Source organism: Mesorhizobium sp. B2-4-12 (assembly GCF_006441575.1).
Taxonomy (GTDB): Bacteria; Pseudomonadota; Alphaproteobacteria; order Rhizobiales; family Rhizobiaceae; genus Mesorhizobium.
Genome location: NZ_VFVC01000058.1, coordinates 1 through 16,578, shown reverse-complemented (window position 1 = coordinate 16,578; position 16,578 = coordinate 1). Strand labels below are relative to the sequence as shown.

The 16,578-nt window shown below is 63.6% G+C and carries 17 protein-coding genes; 8 read left to right on the top strand and 9 right to left on the bottom strand.

Features of this window, described 5'->3' with window-relative positions:
- Positions 1 to 22: 22 nt before the first annotated feature.
- Positions 23 to 418, bottom strand: coding sequence for a cupin domain-containing protein (locus tag FJ934_RS25155; RefSeq protein ID WP_140613120.1), 396 nt, complete (start codon positions 416 to 418; stop codon positions 23 to 25).
- Positions 419 to 666: 248 nt separating this feature from the next.
- Between FJ934_RS25155 and FJ934_RS25150 the strand changes: the two genes are divergently transcribed.
- The 3 genes from FJ934_RS25150 (at position 667) to FJ934_RS25140 (ending at position 5,470) form a co-directional block, all read left to right on the top strand.
- Entirely contained in the window at positions 667 to 2,196 is a 1,530-nt protein-coding gene (locus tag FJ934_RS25150; protein WP_140613119.1) for an EAL domain-containing protein, read from the top strand.
- A gap of 190 nt (positions 2,197 to 2,386) precedes the next feature.
- Positions 2,387 to 4,438 carry an elongation factor G gene (locus FJ934_RS25145; protein WP_140613118.1) on the top strand — a complete coding sequence of 684 codons (2,052 nt, stop codon included), beginning with the start codon at positions 2,387 to 2,389 and terminating at the stop codon, positions 4,436 to 4,438.
- Between the two features lie 804 nt (positions 4,439 to 5,242).
- Positions 5,243 to 5,470 (top strand): hypothetical protein, encoded by a 228-nt coding sequence (locus FJ934_RS25140; protein WP_181165765.1) that lies wholly within the window; start codon positions 5,243 to 5,245, stop codon positions 5,468 to 5,470.
- Positions 5,471 to 5,498: 28 nt separating this feature from the next.
- Here FJ934_RS25140 and FJ934_RS25135 read toward each other — a convergent pair whose 3' ends face one another.
- Both FJ934_RS25135 and trxB read right to left on the bottom strand, forming a co-directional pair.
- Positions 5,499 to 6,395 (bottom strand): LysR family transcriptional regulator, encoded by an 897-nt coding sequence (locus FJ934_RS25135; RefSeq protein ID WP_140613117.1) that lies wholly within the window; start codon positions 6,393 to 6,395, stop codon positions 5,499 to 5,501.
- A 90-nt stretch (positions 6,396 to 6,485) separates the two neighbouring features.
- Complete coding sequence (gene trxB, locus FJ934_RS25130) at positions 6,486 to 7,460, bottom strand: thioredoxin-disulfide reductase (protein WP_140613116.1); 975 nt, start codon at positions 7,458 to 7,460, stop codon at positions 6,486 to 6,488.
- 254 nt (positions 7,461 to 7,714) lie between these two features.
- On the opposite strand from trxB, the gene FJ934_RS25125 reads away from it, so the two are divergent.
- Positions 7,715 to 8,194 carry an Lrp/AsnC family transcriptional regulator gene (locus FJ934_RS25125; protein WP_140613115.1) on the top strand — a complete coding sequence of 160 codons (480 nt, stop codon included), beginning with the start codon at positions 7,715 to 7,717 and terminating at the stop codon, positions 8,192 to 8,194.
- Positions 8,195 to 8,433: 239 nt separating this feature from the next.
- Positions 8,434 to 9,228 (top strand): glycosyltransferase family 2 protein, encoded by a 795-nt coding sequence (locus tag FJ934_RS25120; RefSeq protein WP_140613114.1) that lies wholly within the window; start codon positions 8,434 to 8,436, stop codon positions 9,226 to 9,228.
- Between the two features lie 73 nt (positions 9,229 to 9,301).
- Here FJ934_RS25120 and FJ934_RS25115 read toward each other — a convergent pair whose 3' ends face one another.
- The 6 genes from FJ934_RS25115 to FJ934_RS25090 form a co-directional block, all read right to left on the bottom strand.
- Positions 9,302 to 9,952, bottom strand: a complete 651-nt coding sequence (locus FJ934_RS25115) for an HAD-IIIA family hydrolase (protein ID WP_140613113.1) — start codon at positions 9,950 to 9,952, stop codon at positions 9,302 to 9,304.
- The gene (locus FJ934_RS25110) at positions 9,945 to 10,517 is read right to left on the bottom strand and encodes an SIS domain-containing protein (protein WP_140613112.1); all 573 of its coding nucleotides are present in this window, start codon (positions 10,515 to 10,517) and stop codon (positions 9,945 to 9,947) included. The genes FJ934_RS25115 and FJ934_RS25110 overlap by 8 nt, the downstream gene beginning before the upstream one ends.
- 7 nt (positions 10,518 to 10,524) lie before the next feature.
- Positions 10,525 to 12,018 (bottom strand): D-glycero-beta-D-manno-heptose-7-phosphate kinase, encoded by a 1,494-nt coding sequence (gene rfaE1, locus FJ934_RS25105; RefSeq protein ID WP_140613111.1) that lies wholly within the window; start codon positions 12,016 to 12,018, stop codon positions 10,525 to 10,527.
- A 117-nt stretch (positions 12,019 to 12,135) separates the two neighbouring features.
- Positions 12,136 to 12,768 (bottom strand): LysE family translocator, encoded by a 633-nt coding sequence (locus FJ934_RS25100; protein WP_140613110.1) that lies wholly within the window; start codon positions 12,766 to 12,768, stop codon positions 12,136 to 12,138.
- Between the two features lie 43 nt (positions 12,769 to 12,811).
- Positions 12,812 to 13,225, bottom strand: a complete 414-nt coding sequence (locus FJ934_RS25095; RefSeq protein WP_246671632.1) for a hypothetical protein — start codon at positions 13,223 to 13,225, stop codon at positions 12,812 to 12,814.
- Positions 13,218 to 13,454 (bottom strand): type II toxin-antitoxin system Phd/YefM family antitoxin, encoded by a 237-nt coding sequence (locus FJ934_RS25090; protein ID WP_140613109.1) that lies wholly within the window; start codon positions 13,452 to 13,454, stop codon positions 13,218 to 13,220. Before FJ934_RS25090 ends, FJ934_RS25095 begins: the two co-directional genes overlap by 8 nt.
- A 143-nt stretch (positions 13,455 to 13,597) precedes the next feature.
- Between FJ934_RS25090 and rfaD the strand changes: the two genes are divergently transcribed.
- From rfaD to waaC, 3 genes are read left to right on the top strand one after another with little or no spacing between them, the layout of a single operon-like run.
- Entirely contained in the window at positions 13,598 to 14,548 is a 951-nt protein-coding gene (rfaD, locus tag FJ934_RS25085) for an ADP-glyceromanno-heptose 6-epimerase (protein WP_140613108.1), read from the top strand.
- Complete coding sequence (gene waaF / locus FJ934_RS25080) at positions 14,521 to 15,528, top strand: lipopolysaccharide heptosyltransferase II (RefSeq protein WP_140613107.1); 1,008 nt, start codon at positions 14,521 to 14,523, stop codon at positions 15,526 to 15,528. The genes rfaD and waaF overlap by 28 nt, the downstream gene beginning before the upstream one ends.
- Positions 15,525 to 16,505 (top strand): lipopolysaccharide heptosyltransferase I, encoded by a 981-nt coding sequence (gene waaC, locus FJ934_RS25075; RefSeq protein ID WP_140613106.1) that lies wholly within the window; start codon positions 15,525 to 15,527, stop codon positions 16,503 to 16,505. Before waaF ends, waaC begins: the two co-directional genes overlap by 4 nt.
- Positions 16,506 to 16,578: the final 73 nt, after the last annotated feature.

The window sequence follows — 16,578 nt, the reverse complement described above, 5'->3', positions numbered from 1 at the left end:
GGCCGCCGTCTCCGGTCAGGACTCAGCTGCCATACTGCTCGCCGGAAACCGCTTCCAGCCAGTCGACATGGACGCCGTCGAGTGCCTCCTGCATGGCGATATGCGTCATCGCGGTTTTCGGCCCGGCACCATGCCAGTGCTTCTCGCCCGGGGCGAACGAGATGGTATCGCCAGCCCTGATCTCCTGGACCGGGCCGCCCCATGCCTGGGCAAGCCCGGCGCCCGAGGTGACATGGAGCGTCTGGCCGAACGGATGCGTGTGCCAGTGGGTGCGTGCGCCCGGCTCGAAGGCGACCAGCGTGGCCCTGAGCCGCGCCGGCACCTCCGTCTCGACGATCGGCGTCTGCAGAACCCGGCCGGTGAAATACTTTTCCGGCGCGATAATGGTCGGCACGCTGCCGCAAGCAATGATCTTCATCGTCTGGTCCTGAAACTGGTGGTGAAGCGACCGGCGGCAAATGCCGCTGCTGATCGAGGCGAAACACATTCTCGGCCGATATCGGCCGGCGCGCAACCGGCGGTTTCGCCCAGGTGAGGAAGATTCCGGTTTTTTCTCCTTAACCATGAATTTCCCCCGCATGGGGCCGAGAGGCGAAATGACGGCGAATTCAATGTCTTCTTAACGGCTGCGCACTAGCCGTGAGCCTGCATCGCGGGGGCTGGCGGATGAGCATACTGGCAACGATCAAGAACCACAGCGGCCGGATCTACCGCGGCATCCAGGCGCTGCTTGTGCTCAGCATCGGCGCGGCAGCGCTTGGCGCTTTCAATATCTCGCGGGACCTGCCGCCGGGCTGCGCCTTCGCCGTCTCGATCCTGGCCACGAGCCTCGCTTTGCTGGCGTTGATGTATATGCGCAGCAGCGTCGTCCATCGCTTGCGGTCGGCGGAGGCGGCGGAGGCGGAAAAACATCATTTCCTGACCAGGGACGCGATGACCGGGGCGATGACAAGGCGCTATTTTCTCGAAGCGCTGCGCGACAGCCTTGGCACCATGCGCGAGCGGCGCGAGGCAACCCTGCTGCTGATCGACCTCGACCATTTCAAGCAGCTCAACGACACGTTCGGACATCAGTTCGGCGATCTCACCCTCATGCATCTGGTCAAGACCGCCGAACGCATCTTTGCCGGCAGCATGGTCGGGCGCCTCGGCGGCGACGAATTCGGCGTCATCATCCCGCACGCAGACCTCAACGCCATCAACAAGAATGTCAGGCAATTGCTGGATGCCATGCGGGCGGGCAAATCGCATGAAGGCAAAATCATTCCGCTCTCCATTTCGCTCGGCGTGGCGCTGGCGCCCACCCATGCCTCGAACACGACGGAACTGATGCTGGTTGCCGACCTGGCACTCTATGAAAGCAAGGCGGCCGGCCGAGGCCGCGTCACCGTGTTCGACGAGGAGATGCTGTCCGACAAGCGTTACCGCCGTCTGGTCGAACGGGAATTGCGCGCGGCGATCTATCTCGGCGAACTCGAACTACACTACCAGCCCATCGTCAACCCGGACGGTTCCACCCATGCCTTGGAGGGGCTGATCCGCTGGCGGCATCCGGTTCGCGGCCTGATCTCGCCGGCCGAGTTCATTCCGATCGCCGAACGCTCGACCTTGATCGACATGCTCGGCGAATGGGTGTTCAAGCGGGCTTGCGCCGATGTCGGCTATTTCCCCGGGCGCCGCATCTCGATCAACGTCTCCGGCGAGCAGCTCAAGCGCGACGAAATCGTCACCATGTGCGACCGCGTGCTGAAGGAGACCGGCCGCCCGGCGGCGCAATTCATCATCGAGATCACCGAGACGGTGGCGACCGCGGCCACGCCCGAGATCCTGCGGCGCCTGGAAGCCTTGCGCGGCCTCGGCTTCCATATCGCGCTCGACGATTTCGGCACCGGCCATTGCGGCTTCAACTATTTGAAGGCCTTGCCCATCGACATCATCAAGATCGATCGCTCCTACATACGCAGCCTCGCCCATGACCAGGTGGCGCAGATCTTCGTCTCCGCGCTTGGGCAGATCGCGCGCATCCAGGACGTCACCATCGTGGCGGAAGGCGTTGAGACCGCGGAAGAATTCGCGCTGGCCAAGGCGGCGGGCTGCAACCGCTTCCAGGGCTATTATTTCGGACGGCCGACGCCGCGCGACAAGCTTGCTCCCGTTCGCACCGTCAATGCCGACCCCCTGGCGCTGAGCGCCTGACGCTGCCCGGATTCCTATTTTCCTTGCCCTGCCGGCAAACAAGTGGGACGATGCTTTTGGGCAGGTGGCGCTTGAAAAGAACCCCGCCCGCGACGGTCGAACAGGCCGGCCGCCGCTCGGGACCGATTGACCAAGCCTGAACCATGAATGCCAGTCGGTCCTACGGGAAACGCCTGAGTGGAGGTCAGTCATGGGTAATCGCGCCGGAGGACGACGCACGGGACCGAAATGCATTGCCATAGTCGGTCCCTTCGCAAGCGGTAAGACGACACTTCTAGAAGCCATATTGGCCCGCACGGGCGCCATCCCCCGCCAGAACCCGGTTTCCTCGGGCAGCACCGTTTCAGACCATTCGCCAGAGGCACGCGCCCACGCCATGAGCGTCGAGGCGACAATCGCCACCACCGAATTCATGGGCGAGCAGTTCACCTTCGTCGATTGTCCCGGCTCGATCGAATTCTCCTTCGAGGCCGAGCCGGTGCTGGCCGCCTGCGACGTAGCAGTGGTCGTGGCCGAAGCCGATGAGAAGAAGATCCCCGCCTTGCAGCTCATCATGCGCAAGCTCGACGATCTCGGCGTGCCGCGCATCCTGTTCCTCAACAAGGTCGACAAGGCGGTAGCAGGCGTGCGCGACACGCTGAAGATGCTGCAGCCGGCAAGCTCGGTGCCGCTCCTGCTGCGCCAGATTCCGTTGCGCAAGGACGGCGTCGTCATCGGCTCGATCGATCTGGCGCTGGAGCGTGCCTACATCTACCGCGAATATGCCGAAAGCGAGGTGGCTCAGATACCGGGCGACGACAAGGCGCGCGAGCTGGAGGCACGCTTTTCCATGCTGGAGACGCTGGCCGATCATGACGATCAGCTGATGGAACAGTTGCTCGAGGAGATCGAGCCGCCGAAGGACGCGGTTTTCGACGATCTGACCGCCGATCTTCGTGACGGCGTGGTGACGCCGGTGCTGATCGGCACCGCCGAGAAAGGCAATGGCGTGCTGCGCCTCCTGAAGGCAATCCGCCACGACGCGCCCGACATCGAGGCGACCCGCAAGCGGCTCGGTGCCCCTGATGGCAACGCCACACTGGCCCAGGTGATGAAGACCATCCACACGCCGCATGGCGGCAAGCTGTCGGTGTCGCGCATCCTGTCCGGCCAGGTCGCCGACGGCCTGGAGCTCTGGCTGCCGGGCGGCGGCACCGCCAAGGTCTCCGGCATCTACAAGATGCTGGGCAAGGACCAGGTCAAGCTCACCGCCGCCAAGGCTGGCGATACAGTGGCGCTCGGGAAGCTGGACGACGTCAAGACCGGCCAGACGCTGACCTCGGCCAAGGGCGGCACCAAACAGCTGTTCGATGTCGAGCCGCCACAGCCGGTCTTTGCCTTTGCGCTGCGCCCCAAGGAGCGCAAGGACGAGGTCAAGATGTCGGCCGCCATCCAGCGGCTGGCCGAGGAGGACCCCTCGCTCAGCCTGCGTCACAACCAGGACTCGGCCGAAACGGTGCTGTCCGGCCATGGCGAGATGCACCTGCGCGTCGTGCGCGAGCGGCTGGAGGGCAAGAACCAGATTCCGGTCGAAGGCCATGCGCCGGCCGTGCCCTATCGCGAGACGATCCGCAAATCGGCGCAACAGCGCGGCCGCCACAAGAAGCAGTCCGGCGGCCATGGCCAGTTCGGCGATGTGGTGATCGAGATCAAGCCGCTGCCGCGTGGTTCCGGCTTCCAGTTCACCGACACCATCACCGGTGGCGTCGTGCCGAAGACCTATATCCAGTCGGTGGAGACGGGCATACGCGACTATCTGAAATCCGGCCCGCTCGGCTTCCCCGTCGTCGACATCGCCGTCAACCTGTCGGATGGCTCCTACCACGCGGTCGATTCTTCCGACATGGCCTTCCAGATGGCAGCGAGGCTGGCGATGAAGGAAGGCATGGCCGCCTGCTCGCCGGTGCTTCTGGAGCCGGTGATGAAAGTGGAGATCGTCACGCCGTCGGACGCCACTTCCAAGATCATCGCGCTGATCCCGCAGCGGCGTGGCCAGATCCTCGGCTATGACGCGCGGCCCGACTGGCCAGGCTGGGACGTCGTCGAGGCGACCATGCCGCAGGCCGAGATCGGCGATCTGATCATCGAGTTGCGTTCGGCAACCTCGGGCGTGGCCAGCTATCGCGCCGCCTTCGACCACATGGCCGAACTCACCGGCCGCCTCGCTGACGAAGCGATGAACACCAACGGCAAGGCTGCCTGATTCTCATCCAATGCACGTCGCCCAAAAGTGCGCAGCGTTTGGGCGACGTGGATGAAACAAGACCTCAAGCGCGTCGCTCTGATGCGAGGCGCTTTGGCGCATCATCCGTTTTGTTCGGGGGACAAAACCAAAAACGACGCCCGGGGGGCCGGACGCCGTTTTGTTTGCGGACCGTTTTCTTGGGAGGAGAAACGGCAGGTCCGCCGCATGTGCAGTTGCCGATCTTCGGCGGAAAAGGTTCGGACGCGGTAGCCGCCTGAGCCCGGCCGTCCGAGTGATGCCCCCATCTCTCGTCCGAACCACACCGCGTCCTATCATCTACTTAGCAGGTCGAGGATGGCCTTGTCATGTTACCAGAGGTTACATGACACTGTTACGTGGCAATTCCGGCGAACTTTTCCGTCACCATGGTGGCATCCGGGCAACAAAAAAGCCGGATCAACGAAGATCCGGCTGAGTTTGATTGGAAGTGCCTGTTAAGGCTAACCTCCAGAGGGGAACACTCAAGGGCGCTAATGGGAGGAGAACGCGCCCAAGAGATGATCTATATATGTGCTCATCATGCCCAAGAAACAAGCATCTATTTTGCAACACACGCATGCAAAAAGACACAGGCTGTGGTCTAACCCATTCATGGTGCCAATAGGACCAGCAGATTCGTCAAAATGGAGCACGCAACCGGGCAATTGCCGTCTTGAGAACGTCAATTCCGGACGACTTTGCTCGCAAATGACGAAAAACACCTGATGACCTGGAAAGAGGCAGTGGTCGTTTAATTCTGAGGCAGCCAGGCAAGGACATCCAATGCGCCCCTTTTCGGCGATCGCCGGCAGCGGCATCTTCCTGGTCGCGGCACCCGGCGTGGTCGCCGGACTATTGCCTGGCTCTGCGATCGCTGGGGGCCTGCCATTGTCAGCCATGCCTGGCTTTGTCCCTGCCGGCGGCGTTCTCATCGTTGCGGCAACCGGCGTGCTGCTGCATGCCTTCGCCCGTTTCGCGCTGGAAGGGCTGACGCCCTGGCGGGGCGGATAGACCACCGCCGCCGGCGCTGCCCCGTGGGCTAATAGGACCAGTTGCGCGCCTTGGCGATGATGAAGTCGCGAAAGACATGCAGCTTCGCCTGGTTCTTCATCGCGTCGGGATAGGCGAAATAGGTGTCGAAGGACGGCACTTCGGTTTCCGGCAGGAGCTGCACCAGGCCTGAGTCCTTGGAGATCACATAGTCGGGCAGCATGGCGATGCCGGCGCCGCCCTGCACGGCGCGCTTGATCGACAGGATATCGTTGATCTGCAGCGTCGGCACACGCTGGCCGCCTTCGAAATCGCCGATCGTCTCCAGCCAGTTCAGCTCCGACAGATGCGAGGGCACCGGCACGCCGAAGGTGACGATGCGATGGCTCTTCAGCTCCGCGATCGAAGCCGGCTTGCCATACTTGGCGACATAGGATGGGGCCGCGTAGAGGTGGAAATGCACGGTGAACAGGCGGCGCTGGATCAGGTCCGGCTGCTGCGGCTGGCGCAGCCGGATGGCGCAGTCGGCCTGGCGCATGGTGAGGTCGAGTTCCTCGTTGGCGAGGATCAGCTGCAGGCTGATCTCGGGATAGAGTTCGATGAATTCCTGCACGCGTTCGGTCAGCCAGCCGGCACCCAGACCCACCGTCGTCGTCACTCTGAGCACGCCGGAAGGCCGGTCCTTGGTCTCGGTCAGACGCGACTTGATGGTCTCGAGCTTCATCAGCACGTCATGCGCCGTGCGGAACAGCATTTCGCCCTGCTCGGTCAGCACCAGGCCGCGGGCATGGCGGTTGAACAACGGCACGCCGACATCATGCTCGAGCGCGCTGACCTGCCGCGAGATCGCCGATTGTGAAAGATGCAATGTCTCGGCTGCGTGCGTAAACGACCCCGCTTCCGCCGCGGCGTGAAACACGCGTAGCTTGTCCCAGTCCAACGCCATGATACCCCTCGTTCTGTTTGGCGTCTGAATGAAAAATCAGGCTTTTACACGGCGTTTCTAAGCTGATTTTTTAACAATTTTACAAACGGCCTATTCCGCCGCCTCGCGATGCACCTCGATGCCCGCCAGATACTTCTCCGCCTCCAGCGCGGCCATGCAGCCGAGGCCCGCCGCCGTCACCGCCTGGCGGTAGACATCGTCGGTCACGTCGCCCGCCGCGAACACGCCGGGCACGTCGGTGCGGGTCGAATTCGGCGCCGTCCACAGATAGCCGTTCGGCTTCTGCTTCAGCTTGCCGACGAACAGCTCGACCGCCGGCGCATGGCCGATCGCCACGAACACGCCATCGACCCTGAGGTGCGTTTCGGCACCGGTCACCGCATGCTTGAGCTTGAGCCCTTCGACGGAAGGCGGCAACGGCGCCTTGCCGGGGCGCCCGGTGATCTCGTCGACGATCGTGTCCCAGATGACGCGGACATTGTCCTTCTGCAGCAGCCGCTCGCGCAGGATACGCTCGGCGCGGAAGTCCGAGCGCCTGTGGATGACCGTCACGCTCTTGGCGAGGTTCGACAGATAGAGCGCCTCTTCCACCGCTGAATTGCCGCCGCCGACCACGGCGACATCCTTGCCGCGATAGAAGAAGCCGTCGCAGGTGGCGCACGCCGAGACGCCGAAACCCATGAAGTCCTGTTCGGTCGGAATGCCCAGCCACTTGGCTTGCGCACCGGTGGCGATGATCAGCGCGTCAGCGGTGTAGGTCGTGCCGGAATCGCCCTTGGCGCGGAACGGCCGCACGTTGAGGTCGACCTCGGTGATGATGTCGTTGATGATATCGGTGCCGACATGCTCGGCCTGCTTGAGCATCTGCTCCATCAGCCACGGCCCCTGGATCGGGTCGGCGAAGCCGGGATAGTTCTCGACATCGGTGGTGATCATCAGCTGGCCACCCTGCTGCAGGCCGGCGACCAGCATCGGCTTCAGCATTGCACGTGCGGCATAGACCGCCGCCGTATAGCCGGCCGGGCCGGAACCGATGATGAGAACGGGCGCGTGCTTGGTGGTCATTTGAAGCCTCTGCGGGGCAGACAGGGAGTGTGCCTTGGGAAATAGCATGGAATGTCGCGCCTAATGTAAGGGTTGCCAACCATGCCAGCAAGACGAACGGGCCGTCGTCCCCGGAAAGCTTCGGCCCGTGGGGTTATTCGCGCGATGGCCACTTTCGTTACCGGTCAAAAATCGCGTTGATGAGGGCTGGCGCCAACACAAAAGTCGTTTAATTACAAAATCGCGAAAGATTCTTGCGCCGAGCTGAGACAGCCATGCCCCTGAAAGCCGACCTCGACGCCATCGACTGGAAGATCCTGCGCGAGTTGCAGGCGGATGGGCGCATGACCAATGTCGAGCTCTCGAACCGGGTCGGCATTTCGGCGCCGCCCTGCCTGCGCCGGGTCAAGCGGCTGGAGGAAACCGGCATCATCCGCGGCTATCGCGCGCTGCTCAATGCCCCGGCGCTTGGCCTCGACGTCGTTGCCTTCTGCCTGGTCGGGCTGCACCATCAGGCCGATGCCGAGCTTCGTACCTTTGCCGAGCGCACGCGCGGCTGGCCGATCGTGCGCGATGCCTGGATGGTGTCGGGCGAATCCGATTTCCTGCTGCACTGCGTGGCAAGCGACCTCGGCGCCTTCCAGACCTTTGTCATCGAGGAACTGACCTCGACACCGAATGTGGACACGGTGCGCACCGCGCTCACCATCCGACGGGTCAAGGATGAAGGGCTGGTCTCGTTCGAGCGATCGTGAGGCCAGGCGACCGCCTGCGCGCCTGCCCCCGCGAATTCCTGGCCTTCGCCACATCGGCGCCGCGTTGGTGTTCGACAGACGCTCATGTACAAGGCTGGATCGCTCCGCCGACCTTCGCTGCGTGGTTGGTTTCTCAAGCAATTCCTGGAAAAATGTGTCACGGTTTTCCGCCCGGGACTGCGTAAGAACAGATAGCGCAAGCAGCGTTGTTCCGAGACGATCCGCCATGGAAGGGGACCATGACTCGATTTGCAAGCCCGGTCTCGGCGCTTATCATCTGCATGGACGAGGCCGATATGATCGGCCCGTGCCTGGAAAGCATCGATTTCTGCGCCGAGATCATCATCGTCGATTCCGGTTCGACGGACGGCACCGTCGAATGCGTGCAAAGCTATATCGCCAAGGGCTACCCGATAACGCTGCTGCACAATGACTGGCCGGGTTTTCCCCGTCAGCGGCAATTCGCGCTCGATCATGCCAATCAGCCCTGGTGTCTTTCCATCGATCCTGACGAGCGCGTCGACGACCGGCTGCGGCAGTCGATCGTGGCCATCACGCAATCGACCAACGGCAAGATCCGCGGCTGGTACATCCGCCGCCGAGACTGGCTGAAGGGCTACGGCTATGCGCACCGATTGGTGCTGCACAACAGGCTGATGCGGCTTTTCCGCCGCGAAGGCGCCATCATGGATCTCATCGCGCGGGTGCATGAATCCTTCGGAGTGCCGGGCGAAACCGGCACGATCGAGGACGGTTTCCTGCTGCATCGCCGCGAAATATCGGTCGAGGACGATCTTGCCCGGACCAACGCCTATTCCAGCCTGAAGGCCGTCACGCTGGTCGAGAAGGGCAAGAAGCCCGGCCTGGTGCGGCTGGTGCTGTCACCGCTTGGCAACTTCCTCAAATTCTACCTGGCCAAGCGCTACTTCCTGTGCGGCCGGCACGGTTTCGTCTACTCGATGTCGGTGATGATCTATTCCTTCGCCACCGAGGCCAAGCTCTACGAAGCCTCGGAACGCCACGATCCTGTGTAAAGCGGCACGGTGCGCATGGCTTTGACCATCCGCTGCGTTAAGACAGGGCCTTGTGGCGCTCGTCGGATGAACCTTAGGCCCTCCCAAGCTCAGCAACTGCATCGCAAAGCCTCCGATGATCATTGCCAGTCATCAGCTTCCGGGCGACAAAACTGCCGTCACCGGTCTTTCGATTGACCCTGCCGCCAACCAGCCAACCCTCGTGCAGCCCGGCCCGCCGTCCGGCTTCCATATCGTCGGCTTTGTCGCCAACGATGATGGATCGGCTTGTGTCCAGGTCCAACAGATCGCGAGCGCGCAGCAGCATGCCTGGACTAGGCTTGCGCATAGGATGATCGCCTATTGCCAGTTCACCCGTACCGCTCGAGTGGTAGGCACAGGCCAGCACAAGGTCGACCCGGCAATCGTGCGCCTCGAGCAGTGCCAGCAGCCGCGCATTGACCGCAGCGAATTCCGGCCAGCCGAAATAGCCCCGAGCGATACCGGACTGGTTGGACACGATGATGGCAGGAAGGTTACTAAGATTGGCCGTTCGGATCACTGGCAGCATCTCGGGCCGCAGGACTATTTGTGCCGGATCGCTTGGATAGCTGGTATCGACATTGATGGTGCCGTCGCGGTCGAGAAAAAGCGCCGGTCGACCGGCCGAAAAGGCTCTGCCTCCAATCCGCTCGACCCACAGGCCTGGCTCCGCGAGCGGATAGACTGAACCGCCGTCAGCCATTGCTGAGGCGGGCTTCCACCACCTCGCAAAGATGATGGTAGAGGCACAGATGCCCCTGCTGGATGATCGGCGTCGAGGTCGAGGGCACGTTGAGCAGGATGTCGCACAGCGGCTTGAGCTTGCCGCCCGTGTCGCCGGTCAGGCCGATCACCGTCATATCCATCATCCGCGCCTGTTCGGCGGCGGCGAGGATGCTCGGCGAATTGCCGCTGGTCGAGATCGCCAGCAGCACGCCACCGGCCGAGCCATGCGCCTCGACCTGGCGCGAGAACACCGTGTCGAAACCGTAATCATTGCCCCAGGCGGTCAGCACCGCCGCATTGGCCGGCAGCGCGATGACATTGTAGGCCTTGCGCTCCTTGAGGAAGCGGCCGACCAGTTCGCCGGCGATGTGGATGGCATCGCTGGCCGAGCCGCCATTGCCGGCGATCAGAAATGCCTTGCCCGATGAAAGCGCCGTCACCACGGCGCTCACCGCGCGCTCCATCTCACTCGTCAGGTCACGCTCGACCATGGCCGTAATGGCGGCCGCCGAGCGGACCAGATAATCGTTCAAGTCCGACATGAAACCCTCAATTTGCCGAGCCGCCGGCGCGCATCTTGCCGATAGTGTTGGTGGTGCTCTTGCCGGCGACGAGATCGACCAGCACGACGCGCCCGCCGGCCTTCCGCACCACATCGGCGCCGACCACGGTGTCGATCGTGTAGTCCGCGCCCTTGACCAGAATGTCGGGAAGGAGCGCCTCGATCAGCGCCAGCGGCGTATCCTCGTCGAACACCACGACGGCGTCGACCGAGGCAAGGGCCGCGAGCACGCAAGCGCGGTCATGCTGGTCGTTGACCGGGCGGCCCGGTCCTTTCAGCCGCCGCACCGAGGCGTCGCTGTTGAGGCCGAGCACCAGCCGATCGCATTGGCTTCGCGCCGCGTGCAGCAGGCTGACATGGCCGGCATGCAGGATGTCGAAACAGCCATTGGTGAAGCCGACGCTCAGACCCTCATCTTTCCAGACCGCCACCATGCGCGCGGCCGATGTGGCATCGAGGATGGCATCCTTGTGGGCCGTCGGTCCATGCGAGCGGAACAGCGCGCCGGTGAGTTCCTCGACTGTCAGCCGCGCGGTGCCGCGCTTGCCCACCACGACGCCGCCGGCGGCATTGGCAATCGAGGCCGCGGCGACAGGATCGGCACCGGCGGCAAGCGCCAGCGCGAAGGTCGCGATCACCGTGTCGCCCGCCCCCGAAACGTCGAACACCTCCCGCGCCTGGGTGGCGATGTGGCGCGCTTCATCGGGCCCGACCACGCTCATTCCCTTTTCGCTGCGGGTCGCCACCACGAAGTCGAAGCCATGCGCCGAGATCAGCTGGCGGGCGGCGGCGACAATCTCGTCATCGGCGAACACCGCATGGCCGACGGCCTCGCTAAGCTCCTTGCGGTTCGGCGTGATCGCGGTCGCCCCGGCATAGCGCGCATAGTCGCGGCCCTTGGGATCAACCAGCACCGGCTTGCCGGCCTCGTGGCAGATGGCGATCAGTTCGGCGGCGACGCCGTCAAGCAGGATGCCCTTGCCGTAGTCGGACAGGATGACGATGTCGGCCTTCGCGAGTGCCGCGCGGAAATGCCGGATCAGCTCCGCCCGCTCCGCCTCGTCCAGCGGCTTGATCTCTTCCTCGTCGAAGCGCAGCACCTGCTGGTTGAGCGCGCTGAAGCGGCTCTTGGACGAGGTCATGCGGCCGCGTTGCTGCGCCAGACCTGTCGTGTCGGCGCCGAGTTCGCCAAGCATCCGCACCAGGGTGTCGCCGGCTGTGTCGGTGCCGATCACCGAGACCGGAACGGCACGCGCGCCAAGCGACACGATATTGGCCACGACGTTGCCGGCGCCGCCCATGGCGGAGGTCTCGCCGCGCCCGTGCAGCACCGGGATCGGCGCCTCCGGCGAAATCCGCTCGATGACGCCATTGACGAAGCGGTCGAGGATGATGTCGCCGACCACCAGCACGGCGACGTCGCCAAAGCGCGCAATAGCGCGGTGCAGTGGTTCGGGAGAAGGCGGATTGTGCTTGATCATGTCACTGGCAGCGCGCTGGGAAAACCGTCTCTGGACTATATGGGGTCGGTTGGCGGGACCGATCGTTCGTGCCTGCCGATATACCGCAATTCGAGCCAGTGCAACGGCGGCGCCGCGTCAGCTCTTCTGCAGGGCAACGTGGACGCCGAGCCCGACCAGCACCACGCCGCCGGCCCGCTGCATCAGCCGCTGCGCCCGGCTCGAACGCCGCAACCGGCCGATCACGAGACCAGCCAGGAAGACGCAGACGATGTCGGCCGAGGAGAACATCAGGTTGACGATGGTGCCGAGCACGACGAATTGCAGCCAGACCGGAGACGCCGCCGAGGCATCTATGAACTGCGGCAGGAACGCCATGAAGAAGATCGCGGTCTTGGGATTGAGCACCTCGACGGTGATGCTCTCGAAGAAGGCGCGGCGCGCCGACTTGCGCTCGATGACGGGCAACGCCGCGTCACCCTCCCCGCGCTTGCGAAACAGCGAGACACCGAGCCAGATCAGGTAAAGCGCACCGACCAGCTTGACCGCCATGTAAAGCGGCGGCACGGCGTGGAACAGCACCGACAGGCCGGCAGCAGCGGCAAAGACGTGCACATAGCCGCCCAGATGAATGCCGAGCGCCGCCGTCAGTCCCGACCAGCGTCCGCGCGCCATGGTCTGCGCGGCTGCGTAGAGCATGGCCGGACCGGGAATGTAGGCGAAGATCGCCGTGGTGGCGAAAAACGCGATGAGCAGTTCGGTCGACGGCATTCTGTTGTCCCTTATGATCCTGCCCTGTCCGATTGCAGACCTTTCAGTCAGCCCGTGGGATGGCTTTGGATTGGCCTGCGCGAACAGCCGCAATGAAAGCCGATATGACTTTTTTGTGGAACGACGGACTGAATGCGCCGATACGCGCACCCGGTTCGAAATAGGCCGACGATTCCAGAATATCGTGGTTGTACTCGTCGACTATGACCCAAAGGGGGATAGGGTCAAGGCCGGCGCGGCGGCATTCAATTTCCGGAACGCCAACGGTGATGCGATCACGGCCCGGCTGCGTGGAGGTGATGGCAAGGATGAAAAGGTTCGTGCCTCCGGCTTTTCCGGGAAGAACGGCGACAAAGGCGACGGGCCTCGTCTTGCGGCCTTCGGTCTGGCCGTCTCCATGTTGGCGATGCCACAGATATGGATATCGCCAGACGTCCGCGGCGACCGGTTTAGTCACCGTTCAGTTCCGCGGCGTACCCCTCCAGCATCTCGACATGTTCCAGCGGTGCATCCTCCGCCGCGTAGGCACGACGGCTATCGGTGCCGAAGCGCGCTTCGTAGGTCTCGATGCTCATCAGGACGTATCTCGGCTTGTTGTGGCGAGTGATGGAGACCGGCTGCTGGCTGGCAGCCGCGAGCACGTCGCCGAGATTCTGTTTCAGATCAGTCGATGGGTAGTGTTTCATTGGACACTCCGTTTTGCCCATAATAGACAAAATGGACAAAACAGACAAGCCTGAACGGGCGAGCCCGAGCGACCGCCTGCTTTGTCGACAGCCCGGCTGGCCTCCCTTATAAGGACCGGAATCGCAAGCAACCAGAGGCCTCCATGATCATCGTCACGGGCGGCGCCGGCATGATCGGCTCGAACATCGTCGCCGCGCTCAACGCCGAAGGCCATGACGACATCGTCGTCGTCGACGACCTCACCGACGGCCACAAGATCGCCAACCTCGCCGATCTCAAAATCGCCGACTACCTCGACAAGGACGATTTCCTGCCCCGCATCGAGGCCGGATCGCTCGGCCGCATCGAGGCCGTCTTCCACCAGGGCGCCTGCTCGACCACCACCGAATGGAACGGCAAGTTCATGATGGAGGTCAACTACGCCTATTCGAAGCGGCTGCTGCATGCCTGCCAGACGCTGCGCGTGCCCTTCCTCTACGCCTCTTCCGCGTCCGTCTATGGCGGCGGTTCCGAATTTCGCGAGGAGCCGGCGCTGGAGCGGCCGCTCAACGTCTATGCCTATTCGAAGAAACTGTTCGACGACTATGTCAGGCGCACCGCCTTCGACACTGACCATTCGCAGGTCGCGGGCCTGCGCTACTTCAACGTCTATGGCCCACGCGAGGCGCACAAGGGCGCCATGGCCTCGGTCGCCTTCCATCTGTTCAACCAGGTCGAGCGCGGCGAGAACCCGAAACTGTTCGGCGCCTATGGTGGCTTCGGACCGGGCGAGCAGAGCCGCGACTTCATCCATGTCGGCGACGTCGCCGACGTCAATCTGTGGCTGTGGAAGCGCGGCTCGAGCGGCATCTTTAACTGCGGCACCGGCCGCGCCCAGCCGTTTCGTGCCATCGCCGAAACCGTGATCGACACGCTGGGCAAGGGCGAGATCGAGTTCATCGAATTCCCCGACCACCTCAAGGGCAGCTACCAGAGCTTTACGCAAGCTGATATGTCCGGTCTGCGCGCGGCCGGTTATAACGGTCAATTCCGGAGCGTCGAAACTGGCGTCAGAGACTATGTCGAATGGCTGAAAGCCCAACGATCCTCGTGATCGGCCCACGCTGGGTGGGCGATATGGTGATGGCGCAGTGCCTGTTCTCGGCGCTGAAGGAGCTCCATCCCAACGCCGTGATCGATGTGCTGGCGCCCGCCTGGGCCGCCCCGCTGGTCAAGCGCATGCCTGAAATACGCCAGCAGATCGACTTTCCGCTGAAGCCCGGCGCGCTCGAATTCACCCATCGCCGCCGTTTCGGCCGCCTGCTGCGCGGCCGCTACGACATGGCTTATATCCTGCCGGGCAGCTGGAAATCGGCGCTGATCCCGTTCTTTGCCCGCATTCCACGCCGTTTCGGCCATTTGCGTGAAATGCGCTATGGGCTGCTGACCGACATCGTGCCGCTGCCCGATGCCGTGAAACGGCGCACCGCGCAGGCCTATTTCGGCCTCGCCCAGGGCGGCACTTTCCGCGCGCCCCAGCTGACCGTGGATGCGCAAAACCAGGCTGTCCTGCTCGAGCGTTTCGGGCTGACGCCGCAAAAATTCGTGGCCCTCATGCCCGGCGCCGAGTTCGGCCCGGCCAAGCGCTGGCCGAGCGAAAGCTATGCCGGCCTTGCCCGCGAGTTCATGGGCAAGGGCTTGAAAGTCGCGCTGTTCGGATCGAAGAACGACCGCGACGTGACGGCGGAGATCGCGGCCCTCGCGCCTGGCGTCGTCGACCTCGCCGGCCAGACGCGGCTGGAGGACGCCATCGATCTGATCGCCGCCGCTAGGCTGGCTGTCTCTAACGACAGCGGACTGATGCATGTCGCCGCGGCTGTCGGCACGCCGATCGTTGCCGTCTATGGTTCGACCTCACCTGAAAACACGCCGCCGCTGGCGGAGCGCCGCGAACTGGTCTGGCTAGGCCTGTCCTGCTCGCCCTGCCACCGCAAGGTCTGCCCGCTCGGTCACCTCAATTGCCTGAAGACGTTGGAAGTCGGGCGGGTCGCGGCGGCGGCCGACCGGCTGCTGGAACTTCCGGCCACGGCATGAAGGTCCTCATCGTCAAGACGTCGTCGATGGGCGATGTCATCCACACGTTCCCGGCTGTCGAGGATGCCAGCCTCGTCAGGCCGGACATATCCTTCGACTGGTGCGTCGAAGAGGCGTTCGCCGGCATCGTGGCGCTGCATCCGGCGATCGGCAGGATCCATACGGTCGCCATCCGGCGCTGGCGCAAGGCGTTGTTCAATGGCGGCACCTGGCGCGAAGCGGCCGCCCTGCGCCGCACCTTGCGCGCATGCCGCTATGACTTGGTCATCGATGCACAGGGCCTGCTGAAATCGGCGCTTGTGGCCCGGCAGGCCAGTACGCCGATTGCCGGCTTCGACCGGTCGAGCGCGCGAGAGCCTTCGGCCACGCTGTTCTATGACGTCACCTATAATGTGCCGCGTGACCTGCACGCCATCGAGCGGACAAGGCGGTTGTTCGGACTGGCGCTTGGCTACCAACCCGATCTTGCGACGCTCAATTCCGGCATTGTGCCCCCGGCTGGCACCATCGCCACTATCAGAGGCAAGACCGCCTTCCTGCTGCACGGCACCAGCCGAGAGGACAAGAAATGGCCGGTCGTGGACTGGATCGGAACCGCCCGGCTGCTGGTCGAACGAGGCATGACGCCGGTCACCACCTGGTCGAATGAGCGCGAGAAGATGGTGGCCGAAGCGATCGCCAAGGCCGTGCCACCCACGATGGTCGTGCCAAAATCACCACTCGCCGACATCGCCGGCGTCCTCGGCCGCTCGACGCTGGTCATCGGTGCGGACACCGGGCTGACCCATCTAGCCAGCGGCTTCGGACTGCCGACAGTCGCGGTGTTCCTGGCGACGGAGCCGGGGCTGACGGGGCCGCGCGGACCCTACGCGTCAACGCTGCTGGCCGCCCCCGGCGGTCGTGTTGCGCCAGCGGAAGTGATAGCGGAGGCGGAGAGATTGATGGAGCTTAGCCAGGCAAATATCGGCGAAGATTGATTTTTCGGTCGAATCAATCGAAAAGGTCGGCGCAGCCCCTCATCCGCCTGCCGGCACCTTCTCCCCGTATAGT

Excerpts from the sequence above, each read along its gene's own strand:
- FJ934_RS25135 (WP_140613117.1), bottom strand. The coding sequence starts at position 6,395 with ATGGCGTTGGACTGGGACAAGCTACGCGTGTTTCACGCCGCGGCGGAA.
- waaC (WP_140613106.1), top strand. The coding sequence starts at position 15,525 with ATGAAGGTCCTCATCGTCAAGACGTCGTCGATGGGCGATGTCATCCAC.
- FJ934_RS25145 (WP_140613118.1), top strand. The coding sequence starts at position 2,387 with ATGGGTAATCGCGCCGGAGGACGACGCACGGGACCGAAATGCATTGCC.
- FJ934_RS25120 (WP_140613114.1), top strand. The coding sequence starts at position 8,434 with ATGACTCGATTTGCAAGCCCGGTCTCGGCGCTTATCATCTGCATGGAC.
- rfaE1 (WP_140613111.1), bottom strand. The coding sequence starts at position 12,018 with ATGATCAAGCACAATCCGCCTTCTCCCGAACCACTGCACCGCGCTATT.
- FJ934_RS25100 (WP_140613110.1), bottom strand. The coding sequence starts at position 12,768 with ATGCCGTCGACCGAACTGCTCATCGCGTTTTTCGCCACCACGGCGATC.
- FJ934_RS25115 (WP_140613113.1), bottom strand. The coding sequence starts at position 9,952 with ATGGCTGACGGCGGTTCAGTCTATCCGCTCGCGGAGCCAGGCCTGTGG.
- FJ934_RS25125 (WP_140613115.1), top strand. The coding sequence starts at position 7,715 with ATGCCCCTGAAAGCCGACCTCGACGCCATCGACTGGAAGATCCTGCGC.
- FJ934_RS25110 (WP_140613112.1), bottom strand. The coding sequence starts at position 10,517 with ATGTCGGACTTGAACGATTATCTGGTCCGCTCGGCGGCCGCCATTACG.
- trxB (WP_140613116.1), bottom strand. The coding sequence starts at position 7,460 with ATGACCACCAAGCACGCGCCCGTTCTCATCATCGGTTCCGGCCCGGCC.
- FJ934_RS25155 (WP_140613120.1), bottom strand. The coding sequence starts at position 418 with ATGAAGATCATTGCTTGCGGCAGCGTGCCGACCATTATCGCGCCGGAA.
- rfaD (WP_140613108.1), top strand. The coding sequence starts at position 13,598 with ATGATCATCGTCACGGGCGGCGCCGGCATGATCGGCTCGAACATCGTC.
- waaF (WP_140613107.1), top strand. The coding sequence starts at position 14,521 with ATGGCTGAAAGCCCAACGATCCTCGTGATCGGCCCACGCTGGGTGGGC.
- FJ934_RS25140 (WP_181165765.1), top strand. The coding sequence starts at position 5,243 with ATGCGCCCCTTTTCGGCGATCGCCGGCAGCGGCATCTTCCTGGTCGCG.
- FJ934_RS25090 (WP_140613109.1), bottom strand. The coding sequence starts at position 13,454 with ATGAAACACTACCCATCGACTGATCTGAAACAGAATCTCGGCGACGTG.
- FJ934_RS25150 (WP_140613119.1), top strand. The coding sequence starts at position 667 with ATGAGCATACTGGCAACGATCAAGAACCACAGCGGCCGGATCTACCGC.